This is a genomic window from Corynebacterium sp. MC3 (assembly GCF_900099485.1).
GTDB lineage: Bacteria > Actinomycetota > Actinomycetes > Mycobacteriales > Mycobacteriaceae > Corynebacterium > Corynebacterium pseudogenitalium.
Map to the genome: position 1 here is coordinate 429,339 of NZ_LT622816.1, position 19,378 is coordinate 448,716.

19 protein-coding genes and 1 tRNA gene are annotated in these 19,378 nt (G+C 57.0%); 9 read left to right on the forward strand and 11 right to left on the reverse strand.

Annotated features, from left to right (window positions below; translation table 11 throughout):
• Positions 1-16: 16 nt before the first annotated feature.
• From gndA to BQ4436_RS11005, 6 genes are read left to right on the forward strand one after another with little or no spacing between them, the layout of a single operon-like run.
• A complete protein-coding gene (gndA, locus tag BQ4436_RS10980; RefSeq protein WP_070362483.1) occupies positions 17-1,501 on the forward strand; it encodes an NADP-dependent phosphogluconate dehydrogenase in 1,485 nt (494 codons plus the stop codon).
• 46 nt (positions 1,502-1,547) lie between these two features.
• Complete coding sequence (locus BQ4436_RS10985) at positions 1,548-2,855, forward strand: DEAD/DEAH box helicase (protein WP_070477214.1); 1,308 nt, start codon at positions 1,548-1,550, stop codon at positions 2,853-2,855.
• A gap of 3 nt (positions 2,856-2,858) precedes the next feature.
• Positions 2,859-4,253, forward strand: coding sequence for a hemolysin family protein (locus BQ4436_RS10990; RefSeq protein WP_070477150.1), 1,395 nt, complete (start codon positions 2,859-2,861; stop codon positions 4,251-4,253).
• Positions 4,250-5,302 (forward strand): hemolysin family protein, encoded by a 1,053-nt coding sequence (locus BQ4436_RS10995; protein ID WP_070477152.1) that lies wholly within the window; start codon positions 4,250-4,252, stop codon positions 5,300-5,302. Before BQ4436_RS10990 ends, BQ4436_RS10995 begins: the two co-directional genes overlap by 4 nt.
• Positions 5,299-6,165, forward strand: a complete 867-nt coding sequence (locus BQ4436_RS11000) for a 3-methyladenine DNA glycosylase (protein WP_070362487.1) — start codon at positions 5,299-5,301, stop codon at positions 6,163-6,165. Before BQ4436_RS10995 ends, BQ4436_RS11000 begins: the two co-directional genes overlap by 4 nt.
• A 51-nt stretch (positions 6,166-6,216) precedes the next feature.
• A complete protein-coding gene (locus tag BQ4436_RS11005; protein WP_070477156.1) occupies positions 6,217-7,608 on the forward strand; it encodes a hypothetical protein in 1,392 nt (463 codons plus the stop codon).
• Between the two features lie 84 nt (positions 7,609-7,692).
• On the opposite strand, the gene BQ4436_RS11010 is transcribed toward BQ4436_RS11005, so the two are convergent.
• The 5 genes from BQ4436_RS11010 to secA2 all read right to left on the reverse strand — a co-directional run bounded on the left by BQ4436_RS11010 (position 7,693) and on the right by secA2 (position 12,603).
• The gene (locus tag BQ4436_RS11010) at positions 7,693-8,268 is read right to left on the reverse strand and encodes a MerR family transcriptional regulator (protein WP_070362489.1); all 576 of its coding nucleotides are present in this window, start codon (positions 8,266-8,268) and stop codon (positions 7,693-7,695) included.
• A 124-nt stretch (positions 8,269-8,392) separates the two neighbouring features.
• Positions 8,393-8,968, reverse strand: coding sequence for a bifunctional nuclease domain-containing protein (locus tag BQ4436_RS11015; protein ID WP_070976958.1), 576 nt, complete (start codon positions 8,966-8,968; stop codon positions 8,393-8,395).
• A 1-nt stretch (position 8,969) separates the two neighbouring features.
• On the reverse strand, positions 8,970-9,713 hold the full coding sequence (locus BQ4436_RS11020) for a transcriptional regulator FtsR (RefSeq protein WP_083290782.1): 744 nt from the start codon (positions 9,711-9,713) through the stop codon (positions 8,970-8,972).
• Between the two features lie 49 nt (positions 9,714-9,762).
• Positions 9,763-10,194 carry an oxoglutarate dehydrogenase inhibitor Odhl gene (gene odhI / locus BQ4436_RS11025; RefSeq protein WP_070362492.1) on the reverse strand — a complete coding sequence of 144 codons (432 nt, stop codon included), beginning with the start codon at positions 10,192-10,194 and terminating at the stop codon, positions 9,763-9,765.
• Positions 10,195-10,311: 117 nt separating this feature from the next.
• Positions 10,312-12,603, reverse strand: coding sequence for an accessory Sec system translocase SecA2 (gene secA2 / locus BQ4436_RS11030; protein ID WP_070976960.1), 2,292 nt, complete (start codon positions 12,601-12,603; stop codon positions 10,312-10,314).
• Positions 12,604-12,761: 158 nt separating this feature from the next.
• On the opposite strand from secA2, the gene BQ4436_RS11035 reads away from it, so the two are divergent.
• The 3 genes from BQ4436_RS11035 (at position 12,762) to BQ4436_RS11045 (ending at position 14,449) form a co-directional block, all read left to right on the forward strand.
• Positions 12,762-13,934, forward strand: coding sequence for a bifunctional alpha/beta hydrolase/OsmC family protein (locus tag BQ4436_RS11035; RefSeq protein ID WP_070976963.1), 1,173 nt, complete (start codon positions 12,762-12,764; stop codon positions 13,932-13,934).
• A 1-nt stretch (position 13,935) separates the two neighbouring features.
• Entirely contained in the window at positions 13,936-14,301 is a 366-nt protein-coding gene (locus BQ4436_RS11040) for a YchJ family protein (protein WP_070477164.1), read from the forward strand.
• A gap of 74 nt (positions 14,302-14,375) precedes the next feature.
• Positions 14,376-14,449, forward strand: a tRNA-Pro gene (locus BQ4436_RS11045).
• A 145-nt stretch (positions 14,450-14,594) separates the two neighbouring features.
• Here the strand turns inward: BQ4436_RS11045 and BQ4436_RS11050 are convergent.
• Genes BQ4436_RS11050 through BQ4436_RS11075 form a run of 6 tightly spaced genes read right to left on the reverse strand, consistent with a single transcriptional unit; the run spans position 14,595 to position 19,378 of the window.
• Positions 14,595-15,050 carry a hypothetical protein gene (locus BQ4436_RS11050; RefSeq protein WP_070976965.1) on the reverse strand — a complete coding sequence of 152 codons (456 nt, stop codon included), beginning with the start codon at positions 15,048-15,050 and terminating at the stop codon, positions 14,595-14,597.
• Between the two features lie 15 nt (positions 15,051-15,065).
• Positions 15,066-18,116, reverse strand: coding sequence for a coiled-coil domain-containing protein (locus BQ4436_RS11055; protein ID WP_070976969.1), 3,051 nt, complete (start codon positions 18,114-18,116; stop codon positions 15,066-15,068).
• Positions 18,109-18,291, reverse strand: a complete 183-nt coding sequence (locus BQ4436_RS11060; protein ID WP_070976974.1) for a hypothetical protein — start codon at positions 18,289-18,291, stop codon at positions 18,109-18,111. Before BQ4436_RS11060 ends, BQ4436_RS11055 begins: the two co-directional genes overlap by 8 nt.
• Complete coding sequence (locus BQ4436_RS11065; RefSeq protein WP_070976977.1) at positions 18,284-18,634, reverse strand: hypothetical protein; 351 nt, start codon at positions 18,632-18,634, stop codon at positions 18,284-18,286. Before BQ4436_RS11065 ends, BQ4436_RS11060 begins: the two co-directional genes overlap by 8 nt.
• The gene (locus BQ4436_RS11070; RefSeq protein ID WP_070976980.1) at positions 18,603-19,040 is read right to left on the reverse strand and encodes a hypothetical protein; all 438 of its coding nucleotides are present in this window, start codon (positions 19,038-19,040) and stop codon (positions 18,603-18,605) included. Before BQ4436_RS11070 ends, BQ4436_RS11065 begins: the two co-directional genes overlap by 32 nt.
• Complete coding sequence (locus tag BQ4436_RS11075; RefSeq protein WP_070976984.1) at positions 19,037-19,378, reverse strand: hypothetical protein; 342 nt, start codon at positions 19,376-19,378, stop codon at positions 19,037-19,039. The genes BQ4436_RS11070 and BQ4436_RS11075 overlap by 4 nt, the downstream gene beginning before the upstream one ends.

Sequence of the window (19,378 nt, forward strand, 5' to 3'; positions counted from 1 at the left end):
GCGTAGTATTGTCTGCATGACTACCACCGAGCATGATACGAATCAGTCCCAGACTCATCTCGCCCAGATCGGCGTTGTCGGTATGGCGGTGATGGGTTCGAACCTAGCACGTAATTTCGCCCGCAACGGACATACGGTTGCTATCTACAACCGGTCCCCTGAGAAGACTCGCGCCGTAATGGCCGAGCACGGGGATGAGGGCTCGTTTATCCCATCTGAAACGATTGAGGACTTTGTTGCCTCGCTGGAGCGTCCACGCCGTGCTGTCATCATGGTCCAGGCTGGCAAGGCTACGGATGCAGTGATCAATCAGCTCGTCGAAGCGATGGATGAGGGCGATATCATCATCGATGGCGGTAACTCGTTGTTCACCGATACGATCCGCCGTGAGAAAGAAGTCGCTGAAAAGGGGCGCCACTTCGTCGGCGCAGGTATCTCTGGCGGCGAGGAAGGTGCACTGCTTGGTCCTTCGATCATGCCTGGTGGTCCTGTCGAGTCATGGGAGGCGCTTGGCCCACTCCTTGAGGATATTGCCGCGAAAGTCGATGGCGTTCCGTGCGTGACCCACATTGGCCCAAATGGTGCCGGACACTTCGTCAAGATGGTGCATAACGGCATCGAGTACGCCGATATGCAGGTCATCGGCGAGGCATACCATTTGCTTCGCTACGCAGCTGGGTTGGAGCCGGCGGAGATCGCTGAAATCTTCTCCGAGTGGAATGAGGGTGACCTGGATTCCTACCTGATCGAGATCACCGCTGAGGTACTGAAGCAAGTCGATGAGCAAACAGGCAAACCGTTTGTCGACGTCGTTGTGGACGCGGCTGGCCAGAAGGGCACGGGTCGCTGGACTGTGAAGGAGGCCCTAGACTTGGGCGTCCCAGTCACTGGCATCGGCGAAGCAGTGTTTGCTCGTGCGCTTTCTTCTTCTACTGCGCAACGCACCGCGGCCTTGGAGGCCAACCTCCCTAGTGGCGTAGAAGCTTCGTTCGCTGACCTTGGTCTGGACAAGGCGCAGTTCGTCGAGGATGTCCGGCGTGCTCTGTACGCCTCAAAGCTCGTTGCGTACGCGCAAGGCTTTGATGAAATTGCTGCGGGTTCCGAGGAGTACGACTGGGGTCTGAAGCCTGGTGAGCTGGCGAAGATTTGGCGTGGTGGCTGCATTATCCGCGCGAAGTTCCTCGACCGCATCACCGAGGCGTATGAGAAAAACCCTGAGCTGCCATCACTGTTGCTCGACCCTTACTTCCGCAATGAGCTGGAGGGCGGCGTCATTGATGCGTGGCGTCGCGTCGTCATAACGGCTACGCAGCTCGGGCTTCCGGTTCCGGTATTCGCGTCCTCGCTCTCCTACTACGATTCCTTGCGTGCAGACCGCTTGCCTGCGGCGCTGATTCAGGGACAACGTGATTTCTTCGGTGCGCACACCTACAAGCGCGTCGATATGGACGGCACGTTCCATATCGCGTGGTCTGGCGACCGCAAGGAGCTTCGTTACTAAGCGTGGCGATAGCACCTGACCGCAAAAAGGCACTAGGGTGTTTGCAATGAAAAGTTTTGCCGATCTCGGCCTTCCCCACCCCCTGGTGCGCGCGCTCAACGCAGAAGGAATTACTCGGCCGTTTCCAATTCAGGAAGCGGCTATTCCTGATGCCCTAGCAGGCAGAGACGTGCTTGGGCGTGGTCCGACCGGCTCCGGCAAGACTTTTACGTTTGGTTTGCCGATGTTGGCGCGTCTGAGTGGTGCGCCAAGTCAGCCTGGACGGCCCCGTGGACTTGTGCTCGCACCGACGCGTGAATTGGCAAGCCAGATTCAACAGCGATTGAACAGCCCCGCGAGCGCACAAGGCCTTCGCGTGCTGGATGTAGTTGGTGGCGTCAATATCAATACGCAGATCCGCGCTTTGGCGGCACCAGTCGACCTCTTGGTGGCGACACCGGGCCGTGCAGAGGATCTATTGCAGCGTGGCGTCCTCGATTTTCGGGCTCTGGAGATCGTCACGCTTGATGAAGCCGACCAGATGGCCGACATGGGCTTCATGCCTCAGGTCATCAAGCTTGTCGACCGAGCGCCAAAGGATTCCCAGAAGTTACTGTTTTCTGCAACGCTCGATGGCGATGTACAGAGAATCGTTGACAGGTACATGCATAATCCGGTTACGCACTCCACAGCTCCAGCGAAGTCAGCTGTAAAGACCATGAAACACTTCGTCCTGTTGTGTGGCAGCCGCGAGTCGCGCAATGCTCGAGTGCTGGAAATCGCCGCACGCGAAGGCAAGACGATCATGTTTATGCGCACGAAGCATGGTGTGGACAGGCAGGTGAAGAAGCTTCGTCGCGCCGGAGTTCACGCGCAGGGAATTCACGGTGACAAAGGTCAAGGTGCTCGAACTCGCGCACTAGAGGGGTTCGCTGATGGTTCAACTCCAGTCTTAGTTGCGACGGACATCGCAGCACGCGGAATCGACGTTTCGGGAGTCTCACTCGTTGTCCACATCGACCCGCCTGCAGAACACAAGGCATACTTGCACCGCGCGGGGCGTACAGCGCGTGCGGGCACTGAGGGCAACGTTGTTACGTTGGTCATGGATGAACAGCGTAAGGAGGTTCGCTCGCTTCTAAACAAAGCTGGAGTGCGAGCGACCGAAGTCCGGGCGCAGGAGCTCACACCTGAGGTCGTTGAGATCACCGGAGCTCGGCAGCCGTCTGGGAAGCCCCTGCCACCGCCTGGTGGCCAGCCACCACATCAGCGAAAGAACCACAACGCAACCAGGCGTTCGAAACGCCCCAGTGCGAATGCTCAACGACGACGGTCGACGGGAAGGAGCGGTAGGCGTCGGACGCCTCGGTCATAGTCGATGGATATAGTCATTTCAATCTTTGCTCTTTTGGGCTTCATCTTGTTGACGGCCTCAACGGGCCTGTTCGTCGCAATCGAGTTTGCAATGACAGGACTCGAGCGCTCAACTATCGATGAGCACGTCCGGGAGGTCGGCGACCGCACGGCGAAAGCCGTCGCTCGAGACCACGCGAACCTTTCGTTCGTGTTGTCAGGCGCGCAACTCGGTATTACCGTGACGACGCTCGCAGCTGGCTTCCTCGCCGAGCCGGTGTTGGGCAAGTTCTTCACTCCCCTGCTTGAGCTCGTTGGTCTGAGTGAAGCGGCCTCAACGACAGTAGCGCTGATCCTTGCATTGGCGATTGCGACATTGCTCTCGATGGTTTTTGGCGAACTTGTTCCAAAGAACATGGCGATTACGGATCCGCTGAAGACTGCGCGGGTCGTGGTACCTCCTGTGAATGCGTTTAATACCGCAGCTGGTTGGTTTATTAAGTGGCTCAATTCTTCGGCGAACTGGGTTGTGCGAAAACTCGGGATTGAGCCAGCAGATGAGCTAGCCTCCGCTCGTTCTGGCCAAGAGCTGGGTGCGGTGGTCCGAAACTCGATGGAGTCTGGAGACCTTGACGCAGATACCGCAGCGGTGATCGACAGATCGCTGCAGTTCGGAGAGACCACCGCCGAAGCCGTGATGACGCCACGTTCAACCATTAATGCGCTTGACGCCGAGGACACCGTAGCGGATTTGATAGCGTTTGCCCGTGAGACAGGCCATTCGCGCTTCCCCGTCCGTCGCGGTGACTTGGACGACACAATAGGCGTGGTCCACATCAAAGACGCCTTTTCTGTAGATAAGAAGCAGCGTGCAACCACCAAGCTGTCAACGCTGGCCAAGCCAGTTCCGTTTATCCCCGGGACGCTTGACGGCGATGCGGTGCTCAACCGGGTTCGCTCCGCGGGCTCACAGGTAGTGCTGGTTGCGGATGAGTTCGGCGGAACGCAAGGTCTGGTCACGATTGAGGACGTGGTCGAGGAGATCCTCGGTGAGGTGTACGACGAGTACGACGACCGCGAATCCGAGCGGGACTTTTTGCACGTCGGAACGTCGTGGGAGATTTCTGGTTTGGTGCGGCTCGATGAACTGCAGGAGGAGCTCGGTTATGTTGCACCCGAGGGGCCTTACGAAACTCTTGGAGGACTGATTATGTCAGCACTTGGACATATCCCAACAGTTGGCGACAAAGTAGTGCTCCCCTCCGGTACAGCTGATTTCCAGGAACAGTTTGAAACAGGCAGCGCTGGCCACTGGCTCGCAAGGGTTTCCACAATGGATGATCGCAGGATCGACAGGGCAATTTTGAGTCCGATTTCTCCAGAGGAAGCAATCGAGTTTCAGAGGAGGTCAGCACAGTGAATATTTGGGTAGCATTCCTTCTCATTTTGGTCCTGCTGGCGCTCAACGCGTTCTTCGTTGCGTCCGAGTTCGCACTCGTGTCCTCCAGGCGCGATCGATTGGAGTCAATGCAGGCACAAGGCAAGACAAATGTTACTGGCGTGCTGTACGCGACGGAACACCTCTCGATTTACCTCGCAGGTGCCCAACTGGGCATCACCATCGCGTCGCTCGTGCTCGGTAAGGTCGCTGAGCCTGCGGTTGCACACTATGTTGAAGTTCCGTTTCTCGCGATGGGGTTGCCGGGTGAGTGGCTGCATCCTGTTTCCTTCGTGATTGCGCTGGCGTTCATCTCCTTCTTGCATATTTTGTTCGGCGAGATGGTGCCGAAGAACATTGCGATTGCCGGACCAGAGTCAACTGCTGTTTGGCTTACCCCCGCTATGACGCTTTGGATGAAGGCCACGGGGCCGTTTATTCGCTTCTTGAACTGGGTAGCGCGTAAGACGCTGGCTCTGTTTGGTATTGAACAGCGCGATGAGCTTTCATCCACTGTGGACCAGAAACAGCTGGCGAACATGATTCGTGAATCACGCGAAGAGGGTCTTCTTGACGCTGAGGAAACAGCTCGCCTTTCAAAGGCGCTGCGCTCTGAGTCGAGGAACCTCAAAGAGGTAATGATCCCGCTCGATCGTCTGACAACCATCCCCTTTTACCCTGAGGGCGTCGCGCTTTCGATAATCGAGCAAGCTGTACGTGAAACCGGATATTCGCGCTTCCCCGTTGCTAGGCCTTCCGGCATTCTCGTTGGATATATTCACGTGAAGGACATTTTGGACCTGATGGAGTCCGATGAGGATGATCCACTGGTACCGGTGAGCCGCATCCGCCCATTGATGGTGATTGATGGCTCTGAGTCGCTGGATAGTGCGCTGACGTCGCTGCACCGTCGCTCTGCACACATGGCTCAGGTCCGCGATCAAGGTCGCCTCGTTGGCGTACTTGCTCTTGAGGACGTCATTGAGGAGTACGTGGGCACGGTCGCAGACTGGACCCACGAGAATTCATGATTCGTACGTTCCTGGAGTCAGCCGAATACGAGGCTCGGATCGCGTCGCATGAGGAACGTGCGGCCGGATTCGTCGAGCCACACCTAGCTCGCCGTCGTCGCGCACAGAAGCACCCGGTGTGGGACTTCCTGTTCGACTACTACAGGTTCCGCCCCACACACCTTAAGAAGTGGCATCCTGGCGCAAATACAGTGCTTCTCGACGCCTCTACGCTTCCTCAAGCTTCATGGCGCGACTACCAAGTTGTAGACAGCAGGCACGTGTGTGCAGACATCGCGTCGTTTCTTGCGCACCGTGAACACGACGTTCGGGAAATTGACGAACTACTTCGCGCGACAGCCTCTCGTTCGGCGCACTTTGACTGCTTCGGTTTGCATGAATGGGCAATGTTGTATCGCGAGGAACACCCTCGCCATGATCTTCCGCTTCGTCTCGGAGCAGACGGCACGAACTCAGTGGTTGAATCTCATCAGCTTCGATGCAGCCACTTCGACGCGTTTCGTTTCTTTACTCCCCCAGCTCGCCCCCTCAACGTTGTGGCGTTGCGGAGGGAAGACCAGGTATCGAGGGAACAACCAGGCTGTGTGCACGCCACCATGGATCTGTTTAAGTGGGCTTTGAAACTTGGCCCATTGGTCCCTGGCGAGCTCCTCCTTGACTGTTTCGAATTGGCCAAGGACGCGCGTCGCCTCGATATGGAGGCATCCCCGTACGACTGCCGGGAACTCGGCTTCGACATCGTTCCTGTGGAGACTACTGAGGGAAAAGCCATGTACGTGCAGCGCCAACGAGCGCTCAGCGCACGTGGAGAAGAATTACGCTCCCGGCTCGTCGCTCTCCTCGACGTAGTTCTAGGGCGATAGACTGTTTGACAACGCTAGACGGGTTGTACACGAAGTAAGGACGGTATTGGCATGGGCCGACATTCTGATGGCAAGAGTAACTATCGCTTGTCCGGTGGAGCGATCCTGGTCATTCTGGTCGCGCTCGCTGTGATTTTGAGTGCCATTTTGATGATGAAGCTGAAGCCAGAACAGTCCGATGATGCTTCTGAAGCACAGTGCGTGTCTGGAGAACTCTCACTGCCAGTAGCGTCTACGGAACGATCGGTCGGTGAAGCGATCGTAGCCGCGTACAACGAGTCGCACCGTGTTGTGCGGGACTACTGTATGCAGGCAGAGCTCGTCGATAAGGTCGAGGACGCAGCTATCCTTCTCGCTCCGGAAACCGCGAACCCAGACGCCGTACTTAGGAACGCAAAACGCTCGGCGGCGGTACCTGACCCACAGATTGTTTACGCGGCGCCTCTCGGCGTGGAGGGGCAAACTTCTACTGATCCAGCGACACTTAAGCTGGAGTCAGTGCGATTTGTGTTGCCTGAACGCTCGGATGCCTCTGTTGCTGTTGCGTCATTGCTTGCCAAAGATGAGGCAGGCGCCGTAGATGTCCTACAACAGCAGGCAGTGGAAGATATAGAGTCAATCCAAGATGAACAGAGTCTATACGCAGCAGCTATTGAACAAGCATCCGGTGACCGGGTTTTCACATCGCTAGATGCAGTTTTGAACTACGTCGGTATACCGCTGAACAGTACTGATAACGTCGATGAGAATAAGTCTCGCGCCGGGCAGGACCTCATGAAGTACGCGGCGTCAACGTTGAAAACTGATAGCAAATCACAGGTGGTTGATGTCCCTGATCAGGTTTGGTCCCAGGTGGCAGAAATTCCGGTCGATGAAACAGAAAAGGAACAGAAAGAAGTTGGTTCCGAGAACCAACAGCAAGCTCTGGACACGTTATTCCTGTACGATACGTCAGATGCGATGCAGCCTTTCAAGCCAGCAGTCGACACCGCGATACGCGATGCTGCATACCGTGTCACCGAATCTGGCCATCAAGTAGCGCTCTGGAACTACTCTTCCCCACTGAACCCTGGTGTAACGAAGGGTTGGCGCAGCAACATTGCTATGACCAGTGATGCCGAGGACGTCGCATACACCGCCAGCTTGCTTGGCACCGGCGGTGCTCCGCAGACTCGGGAAGCGCTCTTCGCTGCCGCCGATGCCATGCGTGAGCTCGATCGCGATATTCGCATCGTGTTGATTACCACCGGCACCGCCGATGATGATGGTTCACCACAGGCGGCAGCAGCACTGCAGGACCGGCTCGGTGAGCGAATCAAGCTTGACGTCGTTCGTGTAGGCGATAGCCCTGCAGATACGGCTGTGACAGATGTCGCATCCGTGGTGAAAGAGGCTCCATCCGCTGAGCAGGTCAGTGCCGCTCTGACCGCCGTTGTGGACTAACCACTTGCGCTAGACCCACAGCAGTACGAAAGGCTGCAGCCCCGCCGGGGAGTAAACGGCGGGGCTGCAGCCTTTCAGAACTCTCTAGGAAGACTTACGACGGCGACGATCTGCGAGTTCATCGAACCCGGCAGGCTGAGGGTCATTGAGTTCGGGATTGATGGTTTCTGCTGGGAAGTCAGCAATTGTGCCAGTCAGATCCTTCATAATCTGCGGGACCGCGATACCAAAGACACCCTGGCCGCCGCCGAGAAGGTCAATGACCTCCTCGTTGCTGCGGCACTCGTACACCGTTGCGCCATCAGAGACCAACGTGATCTCGGCGATGTCATTCACACCCCGGTTACGGAGCTTATCCACGGCTAGGCGAATGTTTTGCAGTGAGATCCCGGTATCCAAGAGACCTTTCACGATTTTCAGAACCAGAATGTCCTTGAAGGAGTAGAGGCGCTGGGAGCCGGAGCCCTTTGCGCCACGGATTGAAGGCTTCACCAAGTCAGTGCGCGCCCAGTAATCGAGCTGGCGGTACGTGATGCCTGCTACCTGGCATGCAATCGGAACTCGGTACCCCACTTCGTCAGAAGGCCCGATATCAAACAGCGTTTCCTGAACAGGCCCTTCCACTGCGGAAAGTTCAAGCTCTTGTTGCAGATCGCTCATTTTCCATACTCCCGTTTTCTATTGTCTCGGCTAACAGTATTTGTACTGATAGCTTAGGCATTTGACTCTATCAGCTCGGGCCGACACGCCGAAGTCTCAACCTTTACTTTACATTGAGGGAGGTTTAGTTGGCAGCCCCGTCTCCATCTTCATCATCGGAAGTAAAAAGATCATCCGCGCCAAGGCTCTTCATCAGCTGCTCAAAATCGCGGTCTGCTTCTGGGTCACCGCTTGCGGAAACACTTCCGTCTTCAGCGTCCCCTTCGACAACGGGAAGATCAAGGTCAAAGATACCTTTCGCATCTGCCGCGGAAATCCGTATGCCGGCTTGCCGCAAAACCTGAGGGTCCACCTCGAGAGCAATATCCCCTGTCCAAGCCAAAAGCAGCGCGTCGGACATGCTCGTGTCTACTTTGCTGCCAGTACTCAGCAACACCTCGGCATGAAACACACCTTCGTAATAGCTCGCAATGCGCACGGCCTGCACTTGAGCGCCGAGATCCTTTAACGTTTCCAAATACGTTTCGTAAATACTCGGGGTCAGGGGGCCTACATCATCAATGAGCGCGGCCAGCTTGCCTCCAGAAAATGGCGAAAGCCAAATTGGCAGGAATAGGTTCTGCTCTGGTGCGTGCAGCAACGCGCACAGAAAGCGTTCCGGGCCGACCGGGTAGACCCCGAGCAAATTCAGCGACCGCATCTCAGCGCCCGGAATTTCGCAGCTCGTTCTTGAGCAGCGAAGCGTGCAATGATACGACCAGGGCAGAAAGCTGCTGCCCGAGTTCTTCCGCCTGCTGTGCTGAATTTTCCTTACCGGACTTCGCAACGGGTTCCGTTACTTGAGAGATGAGATCAGCCTGGCGACGAGCCATAGTCCGCAGCGTCTTGAGGTGGCGAGAATCCAAACCGAATTCCGCTAGCGCCATGGCTGCAGTAACCACGCGGACGTCGTCGGCGGTGAAATGACCAGCCACATCAGGAACGATCAATCCATCACGCACGAACTCATCGACAAGTTCTTGGTCTGCTTGAGCCTGCTCGGCAACGTCTCGGTCGCTCAAGTGCGTCGAAGTTGGTGCGCGGAAGCTATCTGGAGAAACTAGTGGATCAGCTTCGCTCGCGCTCATGATCGCGGTGACCTGACCGGAATCCATGGCCTCGAGCTGCTCGCGGATCACCTTTAATGGAAGGTAATTGTCTCGCTGGGTAACCAAGATGTAGCGAAGTCGCTCGACATCATCACTTGTAAAGCGCCGGTATCCGGACGCAGTGCGTTGTGGAGTAATCAGGCCTTCGGACTCAAGAAAGCGGATCTTCGACACAGTCACATCAGGGAACTCTTCCCGCAACTGTTTCAGGACAACACCAATAGACATGGTCTTTGTCCCTGACGGGGCGACGGTGGCTCCCATTTGCTCTGTAGCAGCTCGACGTATTGCACTCACGGTGATGATTAATCTCTTCTAATGGGCAGGGGCAGACAAACGGACAATACTATTTTTCGTCGGCGATAAAGACCAGGCGGAATTTACCAATCTGAATCTCATCCCCGGAGGAGAGCACCTGCGAGTCCTTTGGCTCTCGGTTCACATAAGTGCCGTTCAGTGATCCCACGTCAACGACTTCGAAAGAGTCACCATCGCGGCGGAACTCAGCGTGACGGCGGGACACCGTGACGTCATCAAGGAAAATGTCGGCCTCAGGATGGCGACCTGCGGTGGTTGCATCCTGGTCCAACAGGAACCTTGCACCAGCGTTCGGTCCGCGCTTCACCACGAGCAACGCAACACCATCCGGCAAATTCTCCGTGCTGGTGACGTTATCGTTGGCTGCAGCAGCGCCGTTCTCCATCTCCTTCAAAAGGTCAGCGCGAAAGACGGAGGTCGTTTCGACCTGGACGATGTCTGCATCTTTGTTTTCGGCCATTCCAAACTCCTGACGGTGTTTTTGAAAGTCAATAAATTCTAAATCGCAATATTACCCAATTGTGGGTCAACGTGCTGTTGCGGTTCTAGTGTAACGCTCTGAACCTCAACATGAGGATTAACGGAAAATATTTCCAATCCCGGAGATCACCGAGTTCCCCGAACCCGCCAACGGATTATCCGACACCATGTAGGTCCACGTCGCACTCGGACGCTTCCAACCAGCATCTTCGAGGTGTGCTCCATCGTTATCAATCACGACTTTCCTGAAAGTATCGACGGCCTGATCTACGGCACGATTCGCTAGTTCTTTAAATTCACGAATGGCGATTCGATGGTATTCGTCGATTGGCGTTTCACGGGCGATGGCGCGCAGGTGGATCGATTCGCGAACATCGTCCATGAGCGCGAGGTACTCAGACCACTCATGGTCCAGGTGGTAGAGCATTATCTCACGAGCTGCCTGCCGTAGTTTGTCAGCATCGATGGCATCCAGCTCGGTGGCGCGCTCCGGTGCTCGTTCGCTAAGCTCACGCCACGCCGCGTCGGTATCGAGCAATGACGCTCGCCGCTCATCAAGGATTGTGCGGTGATCCGAGATGAGCTTGTTGTATTTCCACGTTTGCGAGTGAATTTCTAGCAGCTGGCCCTCTGTAACGCGTTGGCAGTGGTCAACAAACTGCTGTGCACGCGAGGATTCGATCCTGCCCGACGCGTCGGGATGTACGGTGATGCGCTCATCCTCTCCCCCGGTAACAACAATGTCGTCTTCCAGGGAGACAAAGAACAGGCTCAGGCCAGGGTCGCCCTGACGCCCTGCACGTCCGCGCAACTGATTGTCGAGCCGCGCTGTGCGGTGGCGTGCTGTGCCTATAACGGCAAGACCGCCCAGCTTCGCAACCTTGTCGTGATCTTCTTCGTCAGCGCCACCTAGACGAATATCGGTACCGCGGCCTGCCATTTGTGTAGACACGGTCACCCGCCCCAAATCTCCAGCCTCAGCCACAATGCGTGCTTCCTCAGCGTCATTCTTCGCGTTGAGCACGTTCACGCTGATCCCACGCTCGTTCAATGCCGCTGCGAGAGCCTCAGACTCTGCTACGTCATGAGTCCCTACAAGAACAGGTTGACCATTCGCGTGGAGCAGCGCGATCTCTTCGACGATCGCTTGGTTCTTCTCCTCCATCGTTGCGTAGATCCGGTCGGCTTCATCAAATCGCTGCAACGGATTTGCGCGGTCAATAACAGATACGTGCAGGTCGTAAAATGAACGCAATTGATCAGTGGCTTCCACGGCGGTACCAGTCATGCCACATACCGTCGGATAGCGACGCATAAGTGCTTGCAGCGTGATCGAGTCGAGAATTCGGCCCCCCTCGGAGACCTTCAGCCCCTCTTTTGCCTCGACTGCTGCCTGCAATCCGTCAGGCCAACGCTGCAGTTCAGCGACGCGGCCGCGGGAGGCGTCAACAAGCGCCACCTTGCCGTCCTCGACGATGTAATGTACGTCGCGGATCAGCAGTGCTCGAGCGTGTAACGCAAGGTTGACCCGGACAAGTGTGGTGCCAATGTGCTCATCAGAATAGAGCGAGTCGATACCGAGCAAACGTTCAACTCTCTTCGCCCCCTCCTCGGTAAGGAAGACATTGCGACCATCGGCATCAGTTTCGTAGTCCTTCTCCTCGTCAAGGTGCGAGACCGCTTCGGTGATCTTGCCTGTGGGCTGCTGCGTACCTTCAGAACCAGCCAGGACGAGCGGGACGAGGGCTTCGTCGACAAGGACGCTATCGGCCTCATCGACAAGAGCGACCTCGGCTGGTAGCTGAACGGTTTGAGAGCGGTGCGTGATCTGATTATCACGAAGGTGATCAAAGCCGATCTCGGTCACCGGAGCATAGACGACGTCACATCGGTATGCCTCTACGCGCTGTTCACGTGGCGTCGATTCCGTTACAGCGGCAACGCTGAGCCCAAAGAACTCGACAAGCGGCCGCATCCACGTGGCATCGCGCTCAGCGAGATAGTTATTCACGGTCATGAGGTGCACCCGCTTACCAGTGAGCGCAAAACCGGTCGCAGCGATAGCCCCAACGAGGGTTTTGCCCTCGCCGGTGGCCATCTGAATTACATCGCCTTCGAGTAGGCGCAAAACCGCCTGGTTTTGAACGTCGAACGGGGTCATCCCAAGGGTCCGAGTGGCGGCAACCGACAGAATTGCGAGGAAGCGAGGCTTGTCGACGACCTCTCCGTCACGCACGGTGTCACGCACAGCGGCGCTCAGCGCGACGTCGTCAAGAGCTTCGAACTCTCCGATGAGCTCGTGGGCTTTCGCCACGATCCCCTTCGACTTCTTGTTGTTGCGTTCGGACGTTGCACCCATTGCTTTCCAAAACCAGCCAAATGCAGCCATTCCTCATACGACCTTTCGTCACGGCAAAAGTGGCCTTTTGCCTCTCGCACTACCTGGACTACATGGTAAGTGCTTCTCACTCGCTCACGTCAATGTACTCTATCCTTGTTCAAGCAAAGACCACCGAATGCGTCCCCGTTCTCAGGAGGAAAGCCCACATGTTATCGCTGAACGTGAAGGTGCCGTCGTCGACGGGCAAGATGATGGCCGGAACGATTGACCGGCCTGACGGGCCGGCGAAAGCCTACGCGATTTTCGCACACTGTTTTGCGGGGTCCAGACACACTCCTGGTGCTTCGCGAATCTCCAAGCGGTTAACAGAGTTCGGCATTGCAACGCTCAGATTTGATTTTCCTGGTCTCGGACAATCTGAGGGTGACTTCGCCGATACTTCGTTCTCACAAAACGTTGACGACATCGTGGCTGCAGCAAAGTGGTTAGCCAAAGAGTTCAAAGCGCCACAGCTTATCATGGGCCACTCGCTCGGGGGCGCTGCAGCACTGAAAGCGGCGACCCATCCCGATCTCAAAAAGACGCTCAAAGCCGTAGCGACAGTCGGTGCGCCGTTCGACCCTGCACACTCGGTGTTGCACTATGCGGATAAGATTGGTGACGCGGACCGCGACGGCTATGTCCCCGTCATCCTCGGCGGCAGGGAGCTCATCATTTCACGCGACTTCCTTGAGGATCTCGCCGACACGAACCCCGAAGAATACCTGCCGAAACTGCGCAAGCCACTATTGCTGGTCCACTCGCCTATCGATGTGACGGTAGGCATTGATAACGCCCAGTCAATTTTTAGCCTCACCCGCTACCCGAAGTCACTCATGGCGCTGGACAAGGCCGATCATTTATTGACGCGCCAAGGCACCGCACAGCGTGCGGCCGACATTATCGGCTCGTGGGTCATGCAATACATCACCCCCGAATTTGTCCCGGATGCCACCGGCGACTCCAACGCAGTCTCCTACTCCGCCCGCGGGACGAAGTATGGCGACGTAGTTCGCACCTCCAATCGTGCGATCGCAACTGACCGGGCTAAGAATGCTGGCGGCAAGGGCCAGGGCGTGACGTCGACAGGCTTGTACATGTCCGCGTTGGCAGTATCTTGTTCCCAGGCAATTCGTTCCGCCGCGAAAGGACTTGCGCTCAACGACGTGCGCGTGGAGGTCACACATCTCGGTGAGGGGCACTTCACACGTGACATCACGTTATTCGGCGACCTCAGCGACGCCGAGGCCCAGACGCTCATGGAGGCCGGCAAACGCTCAACCGTCGACGGCTACGTTCACAGCGCCTCGGTGCAGACAACCATCGACGTGGTGCGCTGACGTGAAACGCTGCCCATGTGGCCTCGATCGCCCATACCCCCTGTGCTGCGGCGCCCTGCACGCAGGCAAACCTGCTCCCACAGCAGAATCGCTCATGCGGGCACGCTACAGTGCGTTCGTCGTCGGCGATGCGGATTACTTGCTGCGCACCTGGGCTTCGAGCACACGACCGGCATCGTTAGAGCTTCCACCAGGTGGCGAACCATATATTGCGCTGCGAGTTCTCCACTCCGAACAAGGTGGCCCAACGGATACCTACGGAGAGGTCCGCTTCGAGGCCCTTCACCCGAGTGGCACCCAGCGAGAACATTCCCGTTTCATTCGCGAGGGCGGCGCATGGGTGTACCTCAACGGCACTGCCTTCTAACAGCTGGTTTCATAGTTGAAGTAACTGTGCGCTAAACTATCGGAGCTGTTCCGGTATTCGCCGGATGAAGGCAACGGGCTGTGGCGCAGTTTGGTAGCGCACCACACTGGGGGTGTGGGGGTCGCAGGTTCAAATCCTGTCAGTCCGACAACTATCAATAAAAACCCCGCTTGACCAGGTGAAACTCCTGGTTGGGCGGGGTTTTTCCTAACTAGGTAACCGCAGGTCAAGTGCGACAAAGTGCGACAAGGTGCGGGTAGGTGTGGGCAAAATGTGGGCACGCCCCACACCAGCTACGCCACCTCATCAGCCTCGCTATCAACCTCAGCGCCGTGGCCCTCAGCGACCTCAGCGACCTCAGCACCACCGTCTACGACGTCGCCCCCACCGTCAGTCTCCACAACAACCTCCTCCCACGCATCGCTCACACCCGGCTCCCAACGGTTCAACTCATCCACCCGCGACTCAAACACCTTGTCAGCATGGCCAACCACCGACCCTGCCGGGTACATCATCATCTGGTTACCCGCCGGATCAACCCACGCGGGCGCAACCTTCCCCGCCTCATACTGCTCCCGTGTGATACGGGCTGGCCCAGGGACCACCCCATCGGCCATCAGCTTCGTCAACGCCGCCGACTGCGCCTCAAGCTCACGGCGTCGGTCGCGCTCCACACTGACCATCCATCCGATCAGTGACTCAAACTGCGCCTTGCTTAGCTCCTGAATTTCACGTACTAACTCGTCCATTAGCAATCCTTCCTACTAGTCTGCTGCATTAATGATCTTCATCTTCACATCCCGATGTGGCGGGGCGCCGTTTGGCGTTGACGGCTTAGTGCCACCACCCACAAGTTGCAGGTCATCCACCTCAGTGAACTTGTAAGTCGTATTCACGACGTCCTGATCCTCCGGGTACAGCGGGTATCCCGCGATAGGCTTGCCTGCCGGTATCCGCACCCGCCTATTCTCCTCATCCCGCACCCACACATCACGGTTGCAAGTCACCGTGTTCTTGAGTCGAAACTGCTCACGTTCATTCACGCGAACCAATCCATTCATGTCGGCCACGAACGTATCCCACTCGTGTGACGGGCGAGATAGATCACCCGATAGCTTCTTTGGGTTCTTCACACCGTCTCTCAAAGATGCCTCGGCCTCTCGCATGAGCGAGCGCGGGTACACGATTACCGTGTATGAACGCATACTGATATGTGATGCGCCGCCTTTAAACTGCCAAATCCTACTGCTTGCCGTCACGTCCACCGTCCATGCGTCGGCCGCGCCGTTAGTCCAGTTGATTAGCACAGTGACGCGCCCCAGCCACGTACCGCGGCACCTCAGTTCACACGTGTAGCGGTCAATGTCCCTAAACCAGACGTACGGCGTTTCCCAAACATTCGTTCGGAAGTTTATATTCACCGAGTCAATGCCGCGATAAACCTTCCCGCCCTGCCCCGGCACCCACCCGTAAACCTTCGGGCTACGAATATCCAACAACTCAATCATGTCCTGGTGCGACCACAGTGCACGCTGCGATAGACGGTTGAACTTACGCTGCTCCGCGTTGATACGTTCTTGCGCTTCGTCGGCTTCTTGCAGCGCGTCAATCGCCTTGTTCTGGGCGTCGTCCACATCCTTCTGAACCGGGATGTCCGGCCCGAACTCCAACCCTGTGATCCACTGGTTCGCCTTCGCCGACCCGTTAGAGTGGTTCCAGTAGAACTTGCCGAACCTTAGCTCAGTGACACCCTCACGGATCTCGACAACCCGCTCGACTAGCTGCCAATGCGGCAAAAACTGGTAGTTGTCCACCGGGTACGACGTCCAGTTGCCTAGCTTTTCGGTGCGCTTCCCCGTCTTACGATCCACGCTCGTCGTCACTATCCGCAACGGCGCGCCCCCGTTTCCACCCTTGCCCCACATCTGAATATAGAACCGGGAACCTGGCACGTGGGCGCGGGCAAAGAATGACAGTTTGTACCGTTTACCAGGCTCGACACGCATCCACGCCGTCTTACAGTTCTTCGTGCTAGTTGAGGACGGTACCCCCCACATGTCGTCAAACCTGTCCATGAACCGCTTTTCGCTATCGCTGGCGGTTTTCTTCTCCTTATACCACTGTGTTGCCGTCGCCCATGATGGTTTCCACGGCTCACGCTTACCAGCCTTCACCTCAGCCTCAGTAAGGTCCTCCCACACCAACAACGACTGTGCCGTATCCTTGCGCGCCAGCGCGATAATAGCGTTCGTGTTCGCGGACATGGCGGTGGTGGCTGTTGTTTGCCACTCCTCTGCCTTTGCGTTCCATTTGTTTTGGAGGTCGTTCGCCTTGTTCAGTCCCGCGATTGCCGAGGTGTTAGCCGAAGTCAGCTTAGCCTGAGTCGCGTTCCAGCCCTTCTGCGTGTCGTTCCACTTGAGCTGTAGGTCGCGCGCCTCCACCAGTACGTCAATAGCCTTCGCGTTCGACGCACCAACAGCGGTGTTCTTGAGGATCGCGTTATTTTGGAGACGGTCAACAGTGGCCTGGTCTGGAACCTCAGGCAGCACCTTCAACCCGGCGACGTAGATAACCGCGTCCTGCGGACCCTTGCCTCCCCAGTGCCACTCCAACCTGTCAATCTTGACGAACTCAAGGTCGTCCCGCAGCTGGAACCGTCCAGAGAACTTCTGCCACTCGTTCGCCTTGGTGATCTTGATGGCACCACCAATACCCCAAGTCGTGGTGTGCCACTGCCCAGGGTTGTCCTTCGGTTCCAGCTTCGCAATTGCAGGCCGAACCTTCTCCCCGTCCACAAGGCGAATCAGCAACGCTGCGTCAGCCTTGTTCGCCTGCGCCCAAAATTCGTAGGTGTACCACCTGCCCGCAATAGCCTTCACCTTCCTAGCGTTCACAATTTCGGTGTAACCCTGCGTAGCGTTGCAGCGGTACACACCCTTCACGTTCGTTGGAGGGTCCGGCATCTTCCCGCTACTGTACGCAGCTCTCGACCAGTCCGGGGTATCAGTACCAGGAATCAGAGCAACCAGCGACGCCCCAATATCCACCATGTTCTCAATGGACTTCGACGCCTTCTCAGCCTCGGAAACAGCATCCTTGACCTTCTTGTTCGCCTCAACCACCGTCTCCATCTGCTTCTTTGCCTTGGTGGTGAGGTTGCCCTGCTCGTCGGAAATCTTCTTAAGCGTCTCCCCAAGCGCACGGGCTTCGGTGACTGAGTTTCCCACCTCGGTGTTGATCTGACCGATCCGGGTGTTGATATTCCCCTGCTCGGTAGTGATGCCACTCAGTTTGTTTTGGAGCTGCTTAGACTCCTTCGCGTACTTGCGAGCGAGGTCGTCCTGCGCCTTCTTATAGTTGGCAACACTCTCCGTCAACGACTTCGCGTCCGCCAGCGCTTGTTTTGCATCCTTCCCCGCCTGCTTCTGCGTCTGCTCAAGCTCCTCTTGACGCCTAATCGTCTTATCCATCTTCGACGAAATAGCCACCATCCGCTCGCCCGACTCGGAAACTGCGGTCTTAATCGGCCCCATCTTCTTATCAACCGCACCCCCAATCTCCTTCATCGACGCACCCTCACCCATAATCGCGCGCGCGATACCCCCGGCTACTTCCTTCGCGGCCTCAATCACATCCGCGGCAAGTTTGCCGACGCCCTTAATCGTGCCGCCGATAAGCTGGCCGAGGGTGGAAAAGAACCCCGTGACCAGGTTCATCAACAACCCGCCCACAAGGTTGAACCCGTCCGGCTTCTCCGGCGGGTCAGGCAACACCGGGTTATCCTCATCACGAGGAACAATCTGGTACTCACTCATCGACCGTCACCCCCTCCTCTTCCACCCGCACGCCACACGCGTCGTACAGGTGTGTGGCTATACGGTCTACCGGCCCCTCAAACCGCAGGTCCACCTCGGGCCACGGCGGGTCGGCCGGAATCTTGATGTGCTGCAAAATCTTCGTCAGCTTAAAAATCTGCTGCCCCCTAGTCACCCTGCTCCCTCCTTTCAATATCGGCCCGCAGCATCCTCGGTATCGGCACCTGCTCCCGAACGTTCGGGAACCTCCGGTGCACCACCGAAATATGGTCCAACGCCAACGGGTACTTCGTCACCGTGACATGCTCAAGCTCATCCAAACGACGCGTCTTATCCGCGTTCTCAGCCAACAGGTAAGCAATCGTCGCACGCGAATCCCCAGACCCGTGCTCTTCCTTATCCTTTCGGCGGGCAAGCCGCGAGTTCCAAATACCCCACGCCAGCGTGCCAGCCACGGTGATAACTGATCCAAGAAAAGCCCAAAAGTTATCGACGACCTCCGGCGGCGTCAACTGCATCGCTACCCCCTTCGGACAGCTCAAACCTCGTCGTGCGCCCAATCCCCCACGTCAGCATCGCGCACAGCGCAATGTACAAAGACCCCCGCGAAAGGAAAGCGTCAGGGTGAGACCAAAGGAACAGCACCCCCCACAGGAAGATCACTGCCGCGGTAAACCCAATCGACCCCGACAGCAACCGCCGACTCTTCGACAGCACACCAACCGTGATGAACGCCCACGCCGTCCCCCACACCAGCGGCGACAACCAGTCAGTGTTCAAGTTTTCGACGAGGTGGGCAAGCACGGTGTCCCGCTCGGAAAAGTACGACAGTGTACGAGCGGCAGTCAGGACCCACAGTATCCACACTGCTCCCTCAATCGTCTTAAACCGGCTCACCGCCCTTTGCGCAAACTCGCTGCTCATACGGGTTCACCAACCTCAGCGAGCCGGTCACGCGCCTGCGCATACGTTTCTTCACGGTGCTTGCCCACCGATGGGGCAGCTTCCTCAAGACGTGCCGCCATCGACGGGGTGATTGCACCCTTCGTACCAGCGTGAACCACAACCTGCGCCACACCGACCACCACGGCAACCAATAGGCCAACCCACTCAGGGAACCCCTGCGTGAATACGACAGCCAGGTTGCCAAGCTGTAGCACCGTACCGGCCACAGCCACCAGCGTGTCCTTGCGCCGCATGAACCACGACTGGTGCGCGAGCGCGTTCGATACAGCGACCGTAATATCCGTTGGGACAGCCAT